At 52.6% G+C, this 16,402-nt stretch carries 12 protein-coding genes and 1 tRNA gene; 2 read left to right on the plus strand and 11 right to left on the minus strand.

Translation table 11 applies throughout. The features are described 5' to 3' along the window. Positions 1–457: 457 nt before the first annotated feature. Genes NBV64_RS15735 through NBV64_RS15750 form a run of 4 tightly spaced genes read right to left on the minus strand, consistent with a single transcriptional unit; the run spans position 458 to position 7,260 of the window. Positions 458–3,505 carry an AAA family ATPase gene (locus tag NBV64_RS15735; RefSeq protein WP_250756119.1) on the minus strand — a complete coding sequence of 1,016 codons (3,048 nt, stop codon included), beginning with the start codon at positions 3,503–3,505 and terminating at the stop codon, positions 458–460. Then, positions 3,502–4,065, minus strand: coding sequence for an ABC-three component system middle component 1 (locus NBV64_RS15740; protein ID WP_250756120.1), 564 nt, complete (start codon positions 4,063–4,065; stop codon positions 3,502–3,504). Before NBV64_RS15740 ends, NBV64_RS15735 begins: the two co-directional genes overlap by 4 nt. Further along, complete coding sequence (locus NBV64_RS15745) at positions 4,058–5,812, minus strand: ABC-three component system protein (protein WP_250756121.1); 1,755 nt, start codon at positions 5,810–5,812, stop codon at positions 4,058–4,060. Before NBV64_RS15745 ends, NBV64_RS15740 begins: the two co-directional genes overlap by 8 nt. Continuing rightward, on the minus strand, positions 5,809–7,260 hold the full coding sequence (locus tag NBV64_RS15750; RefSeq protein WP_250756122.1) for a metallophosphoesterase family protein: 1,452 nt from the start codon (positions 7,258–7,260) through the stop codon (positions 5,809–5,811). Before NBV64_RS15750 ends, NBV64_RS15745 begins: the two co-directional genes overlap by 4 nt. 95 nt (positions 7,261–7,355) lie before the next feature. On the opposite strand from NBV64_RS15750, the gene NBV64_RS15755 reads away from it, so the two are divergent. Next, the gene (locus tag NBV64_RS15755) at positions 7,356–7,667 is read left to right on the plus strand and encodes a transposase (protein ID WP_274984804.1); all 312 of its coding nucleotides are present in this window, start codon (positions 7,356–7,358) and stop codon (positions 7,665–7,667) included. 528 nt (positions 7,668–8,195) lie between these two features. Here the strand turns inward: NBV64_RS15755 and NBV64_RS15760 are convergent. The 7 genes from NBV64_RS15760 to tyrS all read right to left on the minus strand — a co-directional run bounded on the left by NBV64_RS15760 (position 8,196) and on the right by tyrS (position 14,792). Continuing rightward, positions 8,196–9,413, minus strand: coding sequence for a tyrosine-type recombinase/integrase (locus NBV64_RS15760; protein ID WP_250756123.1), 1,218 nt, complete (start codon positions 9,411–9,413; stop codon positions 8,196–8,198). A 181-nt stretch (positions 9,414–9,594) separates the two neighbouring features. Further along, a tRNA-Ser gene (locus tag NBV64_RS15765) sits at positions 9,595–9,685 on the minus strand. Positions 9,686–9,825: 140 nt separating this feature from the next. Then, positions 9,826–10,974, minus strand: a complete 1,149-nt coding sequence (gene ribD / locus NBV64_RS15770) for a bifunctional diaminohydroxyphosphoribosylaminopyrimidine deaminase/5-amino-6-(5-phosphoribosylamino)uracil reductase RibD (RefSeq protein ID WP_009460683.1) — start codon at positions 10,972–10,974, stop codon at positions 9,826–9,828. Positions 10,975–10,978: 4 nt separating this feature from the next. Further along, the gene (gene nrdR / locus NBV64_RS15775) at positions 10,979–11,440 is read right to left on the minus strand and encodes a transcriptional regulator NrdR (protein WP_003801815.1); all 462 of its coding nucleotides are present in this window, start codon (positions 11,438–11,440) and stop codon (positions 10,979–10,981) included. Between the two features lie 36 nt (positions 11,441–11,476). Then, positions 11,477–12,727: a serine hydroxymethyltransferase gene (gene glyA, locus NBV64_RS15780; RefSeq protein WP_009460681.1), complete on the minus strand. Its 1,251-nt coding sequence runs from the start codon at positions 12,725–12,727 to the stop codon at positions 11,477–11,479. Between the two features lie 183 nt (positions 12,728–12,910). Next, positions 12,911–13,546, minus strand: coding sequence for a YbhB/YbcL family Raf kinase inhibitor-like protein (locus tag NBV64_RS15785; protein WP_009460679.1), 636 nt, complete (start codon positions 13,544–13,546; stop codon positions 12,911–12,913). Positions 13,547–13,565: 19 nt separating this feature from the next. After that, entirely contained in the window at positions 13,566–14,792 is a 1,227-nt protein-coding gene (tyrS, locus tag NBV64_RS15790; protein ID WP_250756124.1) for a tyrosine--tRNA ligase, read from the minus strand. A gap of 242 nt (positions 14,793–15,034) precedes the next feature. Between tyrS and NBV64_RS15795 the strand changes: the two genes are divergently transcribed. After that, a complete protein-coding gene (locus NBV64_RS15795; protein ID WP_009460675.1) occupies positions 15,035–16,402 on the plus strand; it encodes a M23 family metallopeptidase in 1,368 nt (455 codons plus the stop codon).

A 16,402-nucleotide genomic window follows, 5' to 3' on the forward strand; every position in this document is an offset into this window, starting at 1 on the left:
GCTCACTATCAAGACCTCATGATGAGCCGTAAATGTGCTGGCTACTTCGTGTTTGAATCCTCTTAAGTTGAAAAAACACAAGGCTAGTATGGGCCAACGGCTATTTTGATTTCGATAGCTGGTAGAGGTTGAGTGCAAAAATTCATCAACGGCTTCTCTGCGACTGTTTATCTACCATACCTCGGTCAACGGCGCTTAGTATTTCGTCCCCTCTCATCTTGTGTGAACGCATAGAGGCGCGAGCAGCCTTGCGGAGTGTCGAGATCCTTCCATCACGGTACAGCCGTGGACCATCACGCACGCGCTGATGAGTAAAAGACAGTGAGCGATGCCATCCAACAGCCGCCGCATCGCGTCTAAACCGAGCGCCCCCCTGATAGGTTAAGGGAGTGTGCGCAGGATTGGACCTAGCACATCGGCTGTCGTTGAGCAGCAGTTTAGCCAATCTGCACCAGCGCTATGCGCTATGCACAAGTGCCGTGCCATCTTCGGCACGGCCATATAAGTGAAGGTATCGAGCATTAATACCCGCATTACGGCACTTCCGAAGGAAGTATCCTGCCTGCTCCATATCGTGTGTTGAAACGATAATTTGATAGTCTCGGGAGCTGATGAGATTGCGGACGACATCGATAAACGCAGCGGCATGAATACTGTCGTTATGATGCAATGGGTCATCCATTAAGAGACCTTTCCACCTGCTCCACGGATAAGTTGCAGAAGCTCCAAATAGGAGACAAAGGCTTGTTGCAGCGAGTTGCCCTTCGCTCATATATAGCAATGGATTTTTGGCCTTGCCGCTCTCATCCGGTTGGAAGCTCAGGAGCGCTTGAGCCGTAGTCGCACTGGCAACCGCATTCAAATTAACAGGGTAGTTGCGATCCGACATCAGGGCCGCGCAGAATTTTTCGGTGTTTAAATTGAGCGGCTTACTGACCGAGTTGCGAATGTCTTCTGCCTTTTGGGTCAATTGGCTGAGCAGGTAAGTCCGCTTTTGCTGAATATCTGATAACGAGTCCTGCTGTTTTTTTAGGGCGGCCAGTTCGGCATTTATCTTCAAAATTGCGCCGTCAATATCTTTCACCTCGTTTTTCTCGCACAGAGCTTCCAAACTCGCTTCAATTCTCTGAAGATCCACGTGTGCTAAGTAGCGGCGCCGTCCTTCTAATAACGTGCTGTGCTCTTGCAAAATACGCTGAAGACGAATGTCGCTATCTGAATGAGACTCATCGATACGTTGCACAGTTAATGGCATCGGAAGACCTGTGTACCCTTGTCTAGTCCAGCGCTCAGCCAATTCTTTTTCGTATTGAAGCTGCGCGGATATTTTTTCTTCTATTTCAGCCACCAGCTTTTTCTTTGCGGCTAAGGCTGCCTTCAATACTGCTTCACTCCCATTTACCTCATCGAGTTTTTCCTGGGATTCTAAGAGGCTTTCAGAACTCCTAATTAGAGCGGAATCATGCTCAAGCACGGCAGCCTGTAATTGCTCTTCAGTCTTCCCAGATGATGCGATATTTCGAAGCTGCTTGAGCTCTCGTTCCAAATCCGCGATAGCTGCAGCCGTTTTCTCTTGCTCAGAAGTCATCTCAATTTGTAAATTGCTAAGCCATTGGATATCAGCACGAACCGCACTAGCCTCCGGGTTCAAAGCGATAGATGCGATCAACGCTTTGGCCGCATCCTGATTTTTCTCCAGCGATGTGGTCAACGTAGGAATAAACTCTTCAATTTCCAGGTCAGACAAAAGAGGTATGCCACGCAGCGTGCTTTCCAATCGGTCAGCCTCGAGAACCAATGTGGTAAGGTCTTTATGCCTCTGCTTCAGTTGAATAACGTTGGCGTTTAGATCAAAGAGCTTCTGCTTAGTTGTTTGAATTTTTTCGGCTTGCTGCGATATTCTCTCCTCGATACCTGCTAGCCTTTGATCCGCTTCGTTTGCTTGTCGCGCTGCGAGTTCCTTTAGACGGCCAGTGGCTGTGAACGTTGTTTGGCAAACAGGACAAACGCAGTCTTCCTCGCGGAGTACTGATGCAATCTGCGCTACACCAGCTGCAATAGCGTTACTAACAGCTAGTGCTGCATCTTTCTCTAGATTCAAAGACTTTTCGTCGGCCTCAAGTCGCGCCAGCACCTGACGCTCGTCATTTATCGACGTTGCTAGGGTTGATAGGGACGAAGGAAGCGAAACAAGTTCAAGCCGTGCGACGCGTCGGGTAGCATTTTCGTTCAGCAATCTTTCGGCTTTTGTAAGACTAGCTTTCAGCGACGTGACTTGCTCGGTTAATGCGGTTTGCCTGCTGCGTTGAAGTTCGACTGCTTCTAATAGAGCCCGGTTAGTTGCAAGTAACTGGGTTAGCTCACTGTGTTTTTTTGCTAGACTGATCGAAATTTGTCTTGCGGTTTCAAGTCTCACATCCGCTGCTGAGATTTGACGCATTCGCTCGATTTCGGAAACGATGGTATTACGAGCTGTTTGCTGCGCGGAATTTTCATCAACAAGCAACTGATGTTTGGCGCGGATTGCTGTAGCTTGGATTATCACCATCGATACTTTAGCATCCGCTGCCTCAAACTCTCTTGTTGCCAAGTCCTTTTCTTGACTTAGTGACGCTTGTTTTACTATCGTGTCCGCATAATTCCGCGCCAGGTTTGGCCATTGTGCCAGTTGCGCACGTTGGTTCGCTAGGTTCTGCTGGGCCAACTCAAGATTCATGCGCATACGCTGCAAAAATCCATCAACGTCATTGCCGCTTATATCGGAATCTGGTTGAGAGGGCGCTACTGCTCTCAGCTCTGCTATTAGCTCTTCGCTTATGCTCCGACCGCGCGCTAATATCTCTTCAGGTGCCAAAATATCATCGGCTCGCTCCAATTCGCGTTTCGAGCGTAACTGCTCCTGGAGGCCTTCGATGAAGCTCAATTCTTCTTCAAGCTTGGCTTGCTCACGAGCAAACCCCTCCCGCACTCGATCAAAACCTATGTCGGTCTGTTTTCTACCTAAAGTACTTTGAACTTTCCAGAGCGACTGCAGGCCGGCAGGTCCTTCTAATAGTCCCCATCGCTGCTTTCCGTCGAGGTGAACAAACATCTGGCGCGATGATTGTCCTAAAAAGTGAGTGAGTTGCAAGCAGTCTGCAATGCTACTTACGCCTCGCCACTGTTCTGCGGTGAGCCAATCTTCAATTTTTGTTGCTCCAACATTCTTAATCGTGCCCATGGTTAGACTTCGATAGACGTGTGCAGAGTCACTGAACCACAGCTGCACTTCAGGTTTCTCACCGAGCGCGGCTTTTTTTTCAGCTACCTTTGCATCCATTCCATTAAGGCGGCGCAGTTCCCCTGTAAGTCCCCACTCTATGGCATCGAATAAAGTGCTTTTTCCGAGGCCATTCGGCCCGACGATAACTGTAAGCCCAGGACCGGCTGAGAAAGTGAGGTCTGTTTCGCTCTTGTACGAACGAAAGCCTTTGATTTTTAGTTTTTCAAGATAGACGCCACTCATGATGCCTGTCCCATTTCTATGCTCAATAATTTTCGAACTAAGTCTTCGCCCTGTAGATCGTCGTCTAGCAAAACATCTTGCCATCCCGCTGGAATTGACACTTGCTTTGTAAGCAGATGCAAAGCGTCCGCTCGGGCTTGCTCGTTACCTTCGACTGTCCATGGACGTGCGAGGAATGTGGTTTCAATGAAAGCATCAAAATTTTTGCCCGCGTCATCAGGAAGCCACACGTGCTTTCGGGCCAATCTGTCATCCCGTTCAATTTCGGCAGCTAATGTGTTCCATTCCGAATTGTCTGCGCTTCCATATGGTGCGACCAACATGACATATAGGTCGCTCGACGGTGTAGCCTTCAAGGATTTACGCATCTCAAGCACATTGTTTAGCAACGCATCGACGGCATCTAATACCTGTTGGCGCTTACACTCTGTAGGTAGAGCGCTAGTCCAAACCGCGTGAAAATCTAGCCAGATTGTTGGCGTGCTCGCCTCTTTAACAACCCTAGTGCAGCCTGCTGCCTTCGCAGCGTTCATGATGAGACGATCGAATGATTCAAGCATTTAGCGGCTCCGTTCTGCTTGGCAGCACCAGGGCTGACAAACGCGAATCTCTTTCTGCGCGTTGTTGCTCATAGAAATCGCGTACGCCCTTAGCCCCTAGCACAAGTGCGTCCAAAAAGGCGTCCTCAGCAGTGAAGGCAATAGGAAGTGTTTGGGTGACAGAATGATCCTCTGTCCCCTCTGTTCGAGTCATGGATATGGATCTCATGTAGAGGTGGAGCAGGGACGACTGAAGATATGGAAGGAATACTACGTCAGACTTCCAATCAAGTGAGGTAGCAAATCGCCGAAGATCTTGTTGGCTGCGCTTCGAAATGCCACATGTGTGACCAGATTGTGCTGCAACATCAAGATTTCCGATATCCCGAGCTTTTGGGGAAGTAGAAATGCCTGCAGCATCCAGCGCTAAAGCAAAGAGAGTAGCGAGTAACAGTTGTTTGCGCACGCTTTCGCAGAACCCGATGCTTACGAAATTTGAATTGGCAATAGGCGCGTTTGCATCAACATCAAATACTCTGCTTAGAAAATGCCTGAGCAATTCAGTGTCGTTATCAAGCGCTGCTTGCCAGTTTATCCAACGACTCCACATCGCATTACTAAGATTATGCTCGATCACGTCGCCAATGTCCGTGGCTCCACCATTCCTAAGGCATTCGTATAATTCGTCGCTCAGCCAATCCAATAGCTTCCGATCAAGCTGCTGATGAATCAGGTTAGATAATTGATCCTTATCAAAGTCTTGCCAGGCGCTCGGGCAATCTTCCTCATTGGAACTGGTGTCGAATGTAATTGATTTATCCGGCCCTCGATGTGAGTCTATTAACAACTGCAGTCGGCGCAACCAAGCATCTTGATCTGGTACTCTAAGCGATTTCAGATTTGCGTACGCGCTAAGCCGAACCAGGGCATCGTCTAGCGATCCGAGGTCGCGCAATTTTGCCATGACCAAGATTCGCAAGACGCCTTGCTTCGATACATCTATATCCCAGAGCGTACTAATCTCTGTAGGAGCGAGTGAGCCGGACCATTGGACTCGTCCCAACTCTCCTACACGCAGAAGGATGCGAGGGGACCTACGGTCTACATGAGAGGATCTTTCGAGTGCGGCCTGAACCTGCGGAAAACATCTAGCGATTTCGACAATTGGTACTGCGTGGAGAGCATTTCCACTCAGTGAATCCTCAATTAGAAGGCCGATTGCACTTTCGGAGTCGTCACCAGACCTTCTTGCGACAACACCTCCTGACGCTCCCTTTAAGCCGCTTGTTGGTTGACCACATGACAACGCTGGCGTCGTGCTTTCAGAGCACATCAAAATTGTGTTGACGTTTAGAGTACCTTTCGATCCCAAATAGGGATGAATTGGATCGGTAACGGTGCAAAATACGCTAATTCCCTGTGATGAGGACGCTGCTGCTGCTGGATGACCGTGCAGTGCCAGTTCATCACTTGATTCGACGGCTCCGCGCGATAGGTTTATGACGTTGCCGAGGTCGGTGATCGGCGTCTTCAGTTTGAGAAGCGCGACATCAATACACTCTGCCTTCTCTAGGATTTCGACCTTTAGGTGAAGCGACTGAAACTGTGACGAGCCATGAAAAACGAGAGATAAGTCAGCACGAGCTAACCCGTCGTCACTTTGCACACAGTGAAGGGCAGTCAATGCATACTCTCCACAGATTAACCAAGCCGAGCCCTGGTGCTCGGCACCCGCCATTAAGCGAGCGACTTTGCGTGCCAACATCATTCTGGGATCTCATAGTGTTTGAGTTCTGCGCTTACGACGCGATCATTATCAAGCGTGATGTCCGCATAAGACAATCGACGCTCAAGGTATTTTTCTAATCGATTCTCTTTAAGGTCGCTTAAGAAACTACGAAAATCAGCGCTAGCAGTTGCGCCAGGCTCCAATAAACTCAATGGAACCTGCATTGTGTCTGTCCAGGTTCCAGTATTTATATAGATAGCGGAACGTCCCTCTAAGGGAATAACTTCCCTTTTGGGTAAGTGAGTGTGGCCAAACACTACGCAGCTGAATTTACCTTTGGTGACGAGTTCCATCGCAGCGTCGCGATATGGCGAAACCTCTCGTTCTTCATCGCGAGACAGTTCACCTCGCCAAGCATTTAGCCCAATACGAAGAAGTTCATCGCGTACACCTGCAGTTTGATCAGAAAAAAGACCGGCCTCTCCGCCAATGAATTGTTTTATATTTGCACCGAGCTCTCGCAAGTTACTCAATAAATCTGCAGCACTGAGCTCTCCACCGTTCGTGGTCTGCACAGCGTATTTCACAGCGGCTTCAGCGCCAACTACCCTTTGTAGGGTTGTCGCAAGCGTAGGCATCGCAATTTGATTTTGAGCCGATAGTTGGCCAGCATTGGATGGCTCAGCAGAAGTGATGAATTTGTTTGTCCATTTGTAGCCAGCCTGCAATGCAGCTTGCAGTGCGTGCTGAAGCTTGGGATGCAACGCTAACAAGATGGGAAGTACAGCCTCTGTCTCCGGCTTGAGAAGATCGACGAATCGATATTTTCGTTTGATCTCGTTGATGACCTTGATCACCATAAACGATCCAGGTGGGGGCGTAAATGAGCCCGATGTGCGCTGCTGCATTCGCCCTCCCAGTCCACGTGAAAGCATGGAACGCTCTTGCCGCAATGCGCTGTGGTCTATGATGTTCCAACTGTCATAGCGATTGCCGTGTTCGATAAGCAAATCGCCCTTCACGTACGCTTCTCCGTCATAGATAAACTTAAAACGCCCAGCTCCGCCTAATTCGTATTCCAAATAACGTCGCACTGCCGGCAGAGATAATTCGATATCGTGATTACCTAACAGAAACGTCAGATTTTGACCTGCGGCTAGTAGGGCTGCCATGGCATCGAAAGGTCCATATTCCGTATCACTTTTAGTTCGATTAATTATGAGCTTTAGTTTTTTGAGAACAAGTGACTCGTCTGGCGTCCAAGGTGACGCCGCTTCCGAATCGTCGCAATCATCTTCCATCAGAAAGTCGACGATGTCTCCATTGATAACCAACTCGACAGATCCTGCCCCCTGCGCCTGTTCGCGAACCCAGTCAATGAAACTGGTCAGCTCAAGGTACGCTTGGCAAATTTGTGACCCCATGGCAGCGGAGTCGGTATGTGGACGCCCACCAAGATGCAAGTCAGAAATGACGAATAGTCGCATTTTTCAGATACTATTTGTAAATTCTTCATCTTAACACTTTGCTTGTCTGGGGCGCTGTTGCACAAACCACCGCGTACTAGCAGTCGGCCTGGGAGATAGGCGAGCAGTTTCGTCCCAAGTCCCGCTACCGAACAACGAATAGGAAGAGCTACAGTGCTGCACTAAAAACCCGGGGTTCACTGACTTTCTGGCTTGACATGTATGTGCAGTCCTTTGGTGACTCCAACGGCAAACGCGGACGCAGCTTGAGTTTCTTCAATGCAGCCAGCCAGTTTTATCTAACAAACAAGAGCTTGTTCGCTCTAGCGCTGCGTCAGGCCATGCGCTCTGTAGAGTCCCTTTTGTACTTATCAAGGCTGGACTGTCAGTGCTCAACTTCAGCGCAGCCTTGCTGCAGTAACTCGTAGTCTGAGCCTAAGCAAGCATGACATCGTCGATCAACGACAGCATTGGTGCCCCATCGGGCAAGCCAACACCCGCGATGTAAAAGATGAGCAGCGCCCACCGAGCTCAACGACTGAGGCTATTCGAGTTCGTCCGGAATCTTTCCGCTCCTCCCTAACCACTCAGTGTCGCCCCACCTTGAAAGTTGAACAACCTCTTCTGGGCAATGAGTTCAGCGATGTAAAAGACGACAACCGCTGCGGGGCAGCCATCGGGCTTTCCAAATCGAACGTCCGCTCTGCGTCGTTTTTTGCCCGATAGATCTGGCAGCGTCTGTCAGATCAAATCTAAGTCGACACATCTACATATTTCCTAATACGAGCCTGTTCGTTCAGTGCCGACCGATAAAAAAACCTGGACTGGGAAGCCTTGGGTAGTCATTCTTATATTGGCAGATCCAATTACTAGGAAAATCGATCGTCAATAAGGCAACTCGGGAAGGCTCGATCTGAGGTGGGCCTTCTTTCTGTTACCTAAAATGTCGCAGTGTTCTACGCTACTTTCCTCATCAACTTACTTACAGGTTCTTCTGCATTACACTTTTCTAGATAATCTGACCACCATTGCATCATCTCGGCTCGTTGTTTGAGGTACTGCGCGTGGTTATAGGCAGCACTCGTATCATCACGCTCTTGGTGTGCCAGTTGCATTTCAATGTGTTCATGAGGCCAACCATGCTCATGCAGCACAGTTGAAGCAATACCCCGAAATCCGTGACCGGTCATTCGCCCCTTGTACCCCATTCTCTCCAATGCTTTCAGAATGGTGTTATTCGACATGGGCTTTTGATGTTTCCTCTCACCAGGAAACAACAGTTCACGATGCCCCGTCAGCGTGTGCAAAGTACGAAGTAACTGGACAGCTTGGCGTGACAACAGCACAACATGAGGCATTTTCATCTTCATACGCTCAGCGGGAATATCCCAACGCGCCGTATCCAAATCAAACTCTTCCCAACGAGCACTAATTAGCTCACTGGTACGCACAAAGGTCATTGCCATCAACTTCATGGCCAAGCGAGTCACGCTACTGCCTTGGTAGACCTCAATATGCCTCAACAAGCCTGGCAGTTCCTTTGCATCCACACGTGCATAGTTCTGTTTCTTGCGTGTCGTAAGGACATCACCCGGGCGAATATCCGTAGCGGGGTTACGGATTGCGTATCCGTGTGCAATGGCATATCGAAAAATCTGACCACAGGTCTGCAATGATCGCTTTGCTATGTCGAGAGCACCGCGTTCTTCGATGGTTTTGATCATCTTCACCACTTCGGGTGCCTGTATTTCATTGACAGGGCGACCACCTAAAAGAGGGAACACATCCGCTTCAAGACGCCGAATGACATATTCTGCATGTCGAGCACTACGGGCAGGTGACCAGTGCTGCCACCATTGCCGAGCAATAATCTCAAACGTGTTCTCAACCGTCTTTTCTGGATTGTTCTTATCCGCTTTACGCTGCTCCATCGGGTCAATGCCCGAGGCCAACAACTTACGTGCTTCATCAGCAGCCTGGCGCGCTTGAGCCAGCGATACATCAGGATAGATGCCCAGGGCCATCAGTTTCTGCTTGCTATCGTAGCGATAAGCCCAGCGCCAGAGCTTGGAACCTGCAGTGGTGATGTGCAATTGCAGGCCACGACCATCAGAGAGCTTCTGTAGACGAGAGTTTGGCTTTGCATTGCGAACGGTCAAATCAGTCAGGGACATAGCTGAAATTGTTGGTATTTTGGTCGATACCAGCAAGATAGCATCAAAATACCAACAAGAATACCAACAAACGTGTTGGCTCTAGCTGGATAGCCTTGGACTGATTCGGAACGAAAAAAGCCCGTAGATTCTTGTTTCTACGGGCTTTTTAGACTTTTTTGAACTGCTTTGGAAGTATTCTTGGCGGACAGAGGGGGATTCGAACCCCCGATACGCTATAAACGTATACACGCTTTCCAGGCGTGCGCCTTCAACCACTCGGCCACCTGTCCTAACTGTTCTTTTGGCCAAGCAATTTGAAGCTGCTAACGCCAAGTCCATAATAATAGCAGCACTTATCCTTGTAACGCAAGTGCTCAAATTCTTTCTTCGGCTAATTAGTAGCAACTAAACAGTAAAGCGGACAAACAGCTTATTCCGAGTCCGGCGGATAAGCTCCACCCACCGCTCGCAGCAAGGCTTCCCAATGATCGCGCTGGCGCGCCAGGACGCGCAGGTCGGCACCCAGCAAGCGCACATCGGTAAACTCAAACGGCTCTACATCGTCCAGCCCGGCCAGTTCGGTAATATCGGCCACGCCTCGCCCCTGCCCCAGGATTTTGGGGGCCAGGTACATCAGTAATTGGTCCACTACACCCGCATCAATCAAGGCACCGGAAAGGCGAGCACCGGCTTCTGCATGGACTTCATTGATCTGTTGATCTGTCATCCAGTCCAGAACGGCACGCACATCCACCTGACCTTCGTGCAAGGGCATGGGAATAACCTGTGCATTTCGATCTGCCAGCTCCGCCTCCAGCTCGGGATCACGACGGTGACTGAATACCCAGCACGGCGTGCCGTCCAGCAAGGCGGCTTTCGGGTCCATGCGTAAATGCGTGTCCAGCACCGCCTTGATCGGGGGACGCGGCGTAGAAACCGCACGCACATTCATCAAGGGATTATCGGCATGCACGGTTCCGATGCCTGTCAGCACGACGCAACTGCGGGCACGCCAGTGGTGGCCATCGTCACGAGCCTGCGGCCCGGTAATCCATTGAGAGCGACCGTCCGGCAAGGCACTGCGGCCATCCAGCGAAGCGGCCATCTTCATCCACAGCCAGGGACGTCCACGTGTCATGCGGGCAAAGAAACCGGCGTTGATCGCCAGCGCCTGCTCTACGCACAAGGGGCCATCTACGGTAATACCCGCCTGACGCAAGCGTGAAACGCCGTTGCCAGCCACCAAGGGGTTGGGGTCGTACATGGAAAAGACAACACGCCCAGCGCCTGCTTTAATCAGCGCATCGGCACAAGGAGGGGTTCGCCCGTGATGACTGCAAGGCTCCAGGGTGACGTAGAAGGTCGCACCGGCCACACTGACGCCGCGCTCTTTGGCTTGGCGCAAGGCCATAACTTCTGCGTGAGGGCCACCCGCTTGCTGTGTTGAACCCGAAGCCAATAATTGGCCATCGCGCACGATCAGGCAGGCGACTCGCGGGTTGGGGGCACTGATATAAAGGGATTTCTCGGCCAGCTCCAGGGCTTGCCGCATCCAGATGACGTCTTCTTGCTCGACCATAGCCTTAGCCGCGGTCGGGATCGTTCATTTCGTCGATCGCCTCTACGAACTCGCGGATGTCTTTAAAGCTCTTGTAGACCGAGGCAAAGCGCACATAGGCCACCTGGTCCAACTGCTTGAGCTCGGCCATGACCAGCTCGCCTATGGTCTCGGAGGAGACTTCGCGCTCGCCAGTCAGTTGAAGTTTTTCTTCGATGCGCTGCACAGCGGCATCGACCTGAGCCATGGGGATGGAACGCTTGCGCAGCGCAACGCCCATGCTCGCCCGCAAACGTGCGGGGTCAAAATCCATACGAGTGCCATTGCGCTTGGCCACAACAGGCAGGCTCAGCTCGGCACGCTCGTAAGTCGTGAAGCGCCGTTCACAGGCCGAGCATTTACGACGTCGCCGTATGGCGTCGCCTTCTTCGGTGATTCGAGAGTCGATCACCTGGGTATCGGCATGGTGGCAGAACGGACACTTCATTCAAGATCGCGGGCCTCACGGCCCGCTCCGGCTGGATTACTTGGAGGAGTAAACGGGCAACTTGGCAGTCAGCTCGTGTACACGGCGACGAACGTCCGCCAAAACGGCTTCGTCGTGAGGGTTGTCCAGTACATCAGCAATCAGGTGCGCCGTCAATTCCGCTTCGGCTTCTTTAAAGCCGCGAGTGGTCATGGCAGGAGTACCCAAACGCACGCCGCTGGTGACAAATGGCTTTTCTGGGTCATTAGGAATGGCGTTCTTGTTGACCGTGATGTGAGCCTTGCCCAGTGCCTCTTCAGCCACTTTACCGGTGATGCCCTTGGGACGCAGGTCTACCAGCATGACGTGGCTTTCGGTGCGACCGGACACGATACGCAGACCGCGCTCAACCAGAGTGCGGGCCAGAACGTCAGCGTTCTTCACAACTTGAGCAGCGTAGGTCTTGAACTCGGGAGCCAGAGCTTCCTTGAACGCAACAGCCTTACCAGCGATCACGTGGATCAGTGGACCGCCTTGAATGCCGGGGAAAATAGCCGAGTTGATGGCTTTTTCGTGTTCGGCCTTCATCATGATGACGCCACCACGAGGACCGCGCAGGGACTTGTGAGTGGTAGACGTCACAAAGTCAGCGTGAGGCACGGGGTTGGGGTAAGCACCACCAGCAACCAGACCGGCGTAGTGGGCAATGTCGATCATCAGCAAGGCGCCGTTTTCATGAGCAATACGAGCCATGCGTTCGAAGTCGATGCGCAGGGCGTAAGCCGAAGCACCACCCACGATCAGCTTGGGCTTGTGCTCTTTGGCCAGGCGCTCCAGCTCGTCGTAGTCCAGCTCTTCGTTCTCGTCCAGACCGTAGGATACGAAGTTGTACAGCTTGCCCGATGCGTTCACGGGGGAACCGTGGGTCAAGTGACCACCTTCTGCCAGGCTCATGCCCAGAACGGTATCACCGGGCTTGAGCACAGCCATGTACACGCCCTGGTTGGCTTGCGAACCGGAGTTGGGCTGCACGTTGGCGGCTTCCGCACCGAACAGCTCTTTCAGACGGTCAATAGCCAGTTGCTCGACCACGTCCACGAACTCGCAACCGCCGTAGTAGCGCTTGCCAGGATAACCTTCCGCGTATTTGTTGGTCAGTTGTGTGCCCTGGGCCTGCATCACGGCGGGGCTGGTGTAGTTTTCCGAGGCGATCAGCTCGATGTGCTGCTCCTGGCGCACATCTTCGCTTTGAATCGCAGCCCAAAGATCGGGATCAACTTTGTCAAGAGTCGCAGAACGGTCAAACATGAGGGTTCCTAAGGATAAAGTGGTAGCAAACTAAGAAAGCAACATTTTAGCGCGGAAGCGCGTCAAACCACCGAGACAAACGTCTCTGGTGGCAGAAACCCCAAAAAACATGGAAATAAGTAAGGCGGCGGCAGGCGGACTCAAGAGAATATGAAAAAAACTCAAACAGTCCGCCCTGGGGAATCAGGATTGCTGGATCAAACGGGGATTCAGGGTATACATGCCGGTCAGGGATGCACGACCCAGAATATGACCTTCCATGGCGCGCAACACGTCCTGGCCATTGAAGCGACCCTCCAAAGGCAGCTCGGCAATATCCAGGGCATAAACCGTAAAGACATAACGGTGCGGCAAAGCATCGTTCCACGGAGGGCACGGGCCGTCGTAGCCGAAGTAATCACCGTTCATGTCGCGGTCGCTGGCAAACCAGTTGGTAAAGTCGTTCACGCCCTGGCGCGTATCGTCCAGAGCCAGTGGACCGGCTTTACCGCGTGGCGTGATGCCCTTGGAATAAGAGCCTTCTGCCAGGCTACGCAGCTCGGGCGAGATGTTGATCAAGACCCAATGAAAGAAATCCACCCGAGGCAAATCCGCCGGTACCTCGCGCCCATCCTGGTTCACATCGTCCGGTTTACTGGGGACATCGGGGTCGTGGCAAATGACCACAAAGGATTGGGTCTGCTCGGGAACATCGGACCATTCCAGATGCGGATTGGCGTTACCGGCCAAGGCGACTCTCGATTGCGCGTCGTAACGGCAAAACGCCAGACGCTCGGGAATCACGCTCTGATCTTGAAAAGAATCACTACGCAGTTTCATTGCAGACCTCCACAATCAATCAGCCGGTCAAAGTGACTCGCGCAAACTTGCGCTTGCCCACTTGCAGCACATAGCTGCCCGGCTCCAGTTGCAAACCTTTATCGTCCACACGTTCGCCGTTGATGCGCACGCCGCCCTGCTCCACATTGCGCTGGGCTTCGCTGCCGGAGGCAACCAGACCTGCTTCGCGCAAGACACGCAGCAAGGCCAGTTCACCCGCCACGGTTACCTCGGGCATGTCCTCGGGCATTTCGCCACGACGGAAACGGGCATCGAAAGCTTCCAGCGCCTGCTCGGCGGCCTGGGCGCTGTGGAAACGTGTGACGATCTCCTGTGCCAGCTCCACTTTGACTTCACGTGGGTTACGGCCTTCTTCAATCTGCTTTTGCAGACCGGCGATGTCTTCCAGACTACGGAACGACAACAGCTCGAAGTAACGCCACATCAAGGTATCGGAGATGGACATCAACTTGCCGAACATGGAGTCCGGCGTTTCACTGATACCAATGTAATTGCCTTTGGATTTGGACATTTTTTCTACGCCGTCCAAACCCACCAGCAATGGCATGGTCAAAATACATTGCTGTTCCTGACCATATTCTTTTTGCAATTCACGACCCACCAGCAAATTAAATTTCTGGTCGGTACCGCCCAATTCCACGTCCGCTTTCAATTGAACCGAATCGTAGCCTTGCAGCAAAGGATACAAAAACTCGTGCACCGAAATAGGCTGATTCGCCTTGAAGCGCTTGGTGAAATCATCACGCTCCATCATGCGGGCCACGGTGTAACGCGAAGCCAGTTGAATCATGCCGCGCGAACCGAGCTTGTCGCACCACTCCGAGTTGTAGCGAACTTCGGTACGGGCCGGGTCCAGAACCAGCGCAGCCTGATCGTAGTAGGTCTTGGCGTTGGCAATGACCTGCTCGGGCGTCAGGGGCGGACGAGTCGTGTTGCGGCCGCTGGGATCACCAATGGTGGAGGTGAAGTCGCCAATCAAAAAGATGACGGTATGCCCCAAATCCTGCAGCTGGCGCATCTTGTTGAGCACCACTGTGTGCCCCAGGTGAATGTCGGGAGCCGTGGGGTCCAGACCCAGCTTGATACGCAGCGGCTGTCCTGTTGCATGGCTGCGCGCCAGTTTGCGGGCAAACTCGGATTCGACGAGCAATTCGTCGCAGCCGCGTTTGACGATGGCTAAATCAGCCAGGACTTCTGGAGAAAGGGGCTCTGAGGGGGATGACATAACAAATCTGGTGACAAACTAATGAGTAAAAATGCTCGAAAAATTAAGCCTAATGCGCTAGGATAGCCTGCTATTGCGAGACGTGCTTAAGAATTGAGCAAGGTTTCGTAAACCAAATTATTTTATCATTCCCGCGCAGGTCAGATCGCCAGGGCTGGAATGTTCTGTCCGCCCAGTACAACTGACCTCCGCCTGCCAGCCGGGTGGACGGTAAACCGTACGTCCAACAAGGTTCTGGTTTTATGTTCAGCAAAGGGAAACGCTCCTCCTCCCACCTCAACATCCACCAGCCTCGGTCCGCCCGAGCCCTTTTTATCCGTGCCGGTTTGATCACGCTTGCCCTTGGCTCTTTTGTAGCCGCCGGTGCACTTGCCGTGGTGATGCCCAGCAGCCCGGAACCCCAGATTTACCAAGCCCGCACCGCCTTGACCCTGCCATCGGACCTGACCGTGCTGCAGGCCCAGGACCAGCAAGCCTACATTACTGAAACCCGCATCCGCCGTGGCGACACCTTGTCCGCCCTGCTCCAGCGCATGGAAGTCAGTGAAGAGGGCCTGCTGCAATTTCTGACGCATGACAAGAAAGCGCGCTCCATCTACAAGCTTTACCCTGGCCGTACCGTACAAGCCGCATTGGATGCCAATGGCAATTTGCAGTGGCTGCGCTACCGTCATACTCCCTACTCCGATCAGTCCGGCCAAGGTCTGGCAAGCTGGCTGGAAGTACGCCCGGATGGTAACAATGGCTTTATCGCCCAGGAACAAACCGACCTGACCCAGACCCGAGTGCGCGTGGCTCAAGCCACCATCAACAGCTCGCTGTTTGGCGCCAGCGATCAGGCCGGCATCCCCGACAACATCACGCTGCAAATGGCGGATGTGATGGGCAGCAAGATCGACTTTCTGAAAGATCTGCGCAAAGGCGACAGTTTCCGCGTGGTCTACGAGTCCTACGGTCATGAAGGCCAGGACGTGGGTTCGGGCCGCTTGCTGGCAGTGGAATTCATCAATCAGGGCAAAATCCATGAGGCCGCCTGGTTCCAGCCTGAAAATGGCTCCGGCGGTTATTACGATTTCAGCGGCCAAAGTCTGAAAGGCGCTTTCCTGCGCACCGCCCTGAAGTTCACCCGCATCAGCTCCACCTTTGGCGGTCGCCGCCATCCGGTACATGGTGGCTGGCGCGACCACAAGGGTGTGGACTATGCCGCCCCATCCGGCACCCCCATCCACGCTACCGCGGATGGCACGGTCGAGTTTATTGGCCGCCAGAACGGCTACGGCAACACGATCATCCTGAAGCATCACGGTCAGTTCACCACCTTGTACGCTCACCAGAGCCGCTTTGCCGCTGGACTGCGCAAAGGCGACCGCGTAGAACAGGGTCAGTTGATTGGCTATGTGGGTTCGACGGGCTGGGCAACAGGCCCACATCTGCATTACGAATTCCGTATCGCCCAGAAAGCCGTTGATCCCCTGTCGGTAGACCTGCCAGTAGCACGCGTTCTGGATGCCCCGCAGCGCAAGCAGTTCCAGCAAACCCTGGCTTCCTACCAGAACAGCTTTGCCTTGCTGCACACAGATGCTGAGCCCGTAAAGCTGGCCAGCCGCTAA

It is taken from the genome of Alcaligenes sp. DN25 (assembly GCF_023674485.1).
Classification (GTDB): Bacteria; Pseudomonadota; Gammaproteobacteria; order Burkholderiales; family Burkholderiaceae_B; genus Alcaligenes; species Alcaligenes phenolicus.

Bases quoted from the DNA above. Each gene is read 5' to 3' on its own strand.
- NBV64_RS15735 (WP_250756119.1), bottom strand. From the start codon at position 3,505: ATGAGTGGCGTCTATCTTGAAAAACTAAAAATCAAAGGCTTTCGTTCG.
- NBV64_RS15740 (WP_250756120.1), bottom strand. From the start codon at position 4,065: ATGCTTGAATCATTCGATCGTCTCATCATGAACGCTGCGAAGGCAGCA.
- NBV64_RS15745 (WP_250756121.1), bottom strand. From the start codon at position 5,812: ATGATGTTGGCACGCAAAGTCGCTCGCTTAATGGCGGGTGCCGAGCAC.
- NBV64_RS15750 (WP_250756122.1), bottom strand. From the start codon at position 7,260: ATGCGACTATTCGTCATTTCTGACTTGCATCTTGGTGGGCGTCCACAT.
- NBV64_RS15760 (WP_250756123.1), bottom strand. From the start codon at position 9,413: ATGTCCCTGACTGATTTGACCGTTCGCAATGCAAAGCCAAACTCTCGT.
- ribD (WP_009460683.1), bottom strand. From the start codon at position 10,974: ATGGTCGAGCAAGAAGACGTCATCTGGATGCGGCAAGCCCTGGAGCTG.
- nrdR (WP_003801815.1), bottom strand. From the start codon at position 11,440: ATGAAGTGTCCGTTCTGCCACCATGCCGATACCCAGGTGATCGACTCT.
- glyA (WP_009460681.1), bottom strand. From the start codon at position 12,727: ATGTTTGACCGTTCTGCGACTCTTGACAAAGTTGATCCCGATCTTTGG.
- NBV64_RS15785 (WP_009460679.1), bottom strand. From the start codon at position 13,546: ATGAAACTGCGTAGTGATTCTTTTCAAGATCAGAGCGTGATTCCCGAG.
- tyrS (WP_250756124.1), bottom strand. From the start codon at position 14,792: ATGTCATCCCCCTCAGAGCCCCTTTCTCCAGAAGTCCTGGCTGATTTA.
- NBV64_RS15795 (WP_009460675.1), top strand. From the start codon at position 15,035: ATGTTCAGCAAAGGGAAACGCTCCTCCTCCCACCTCAACATCCACCAG.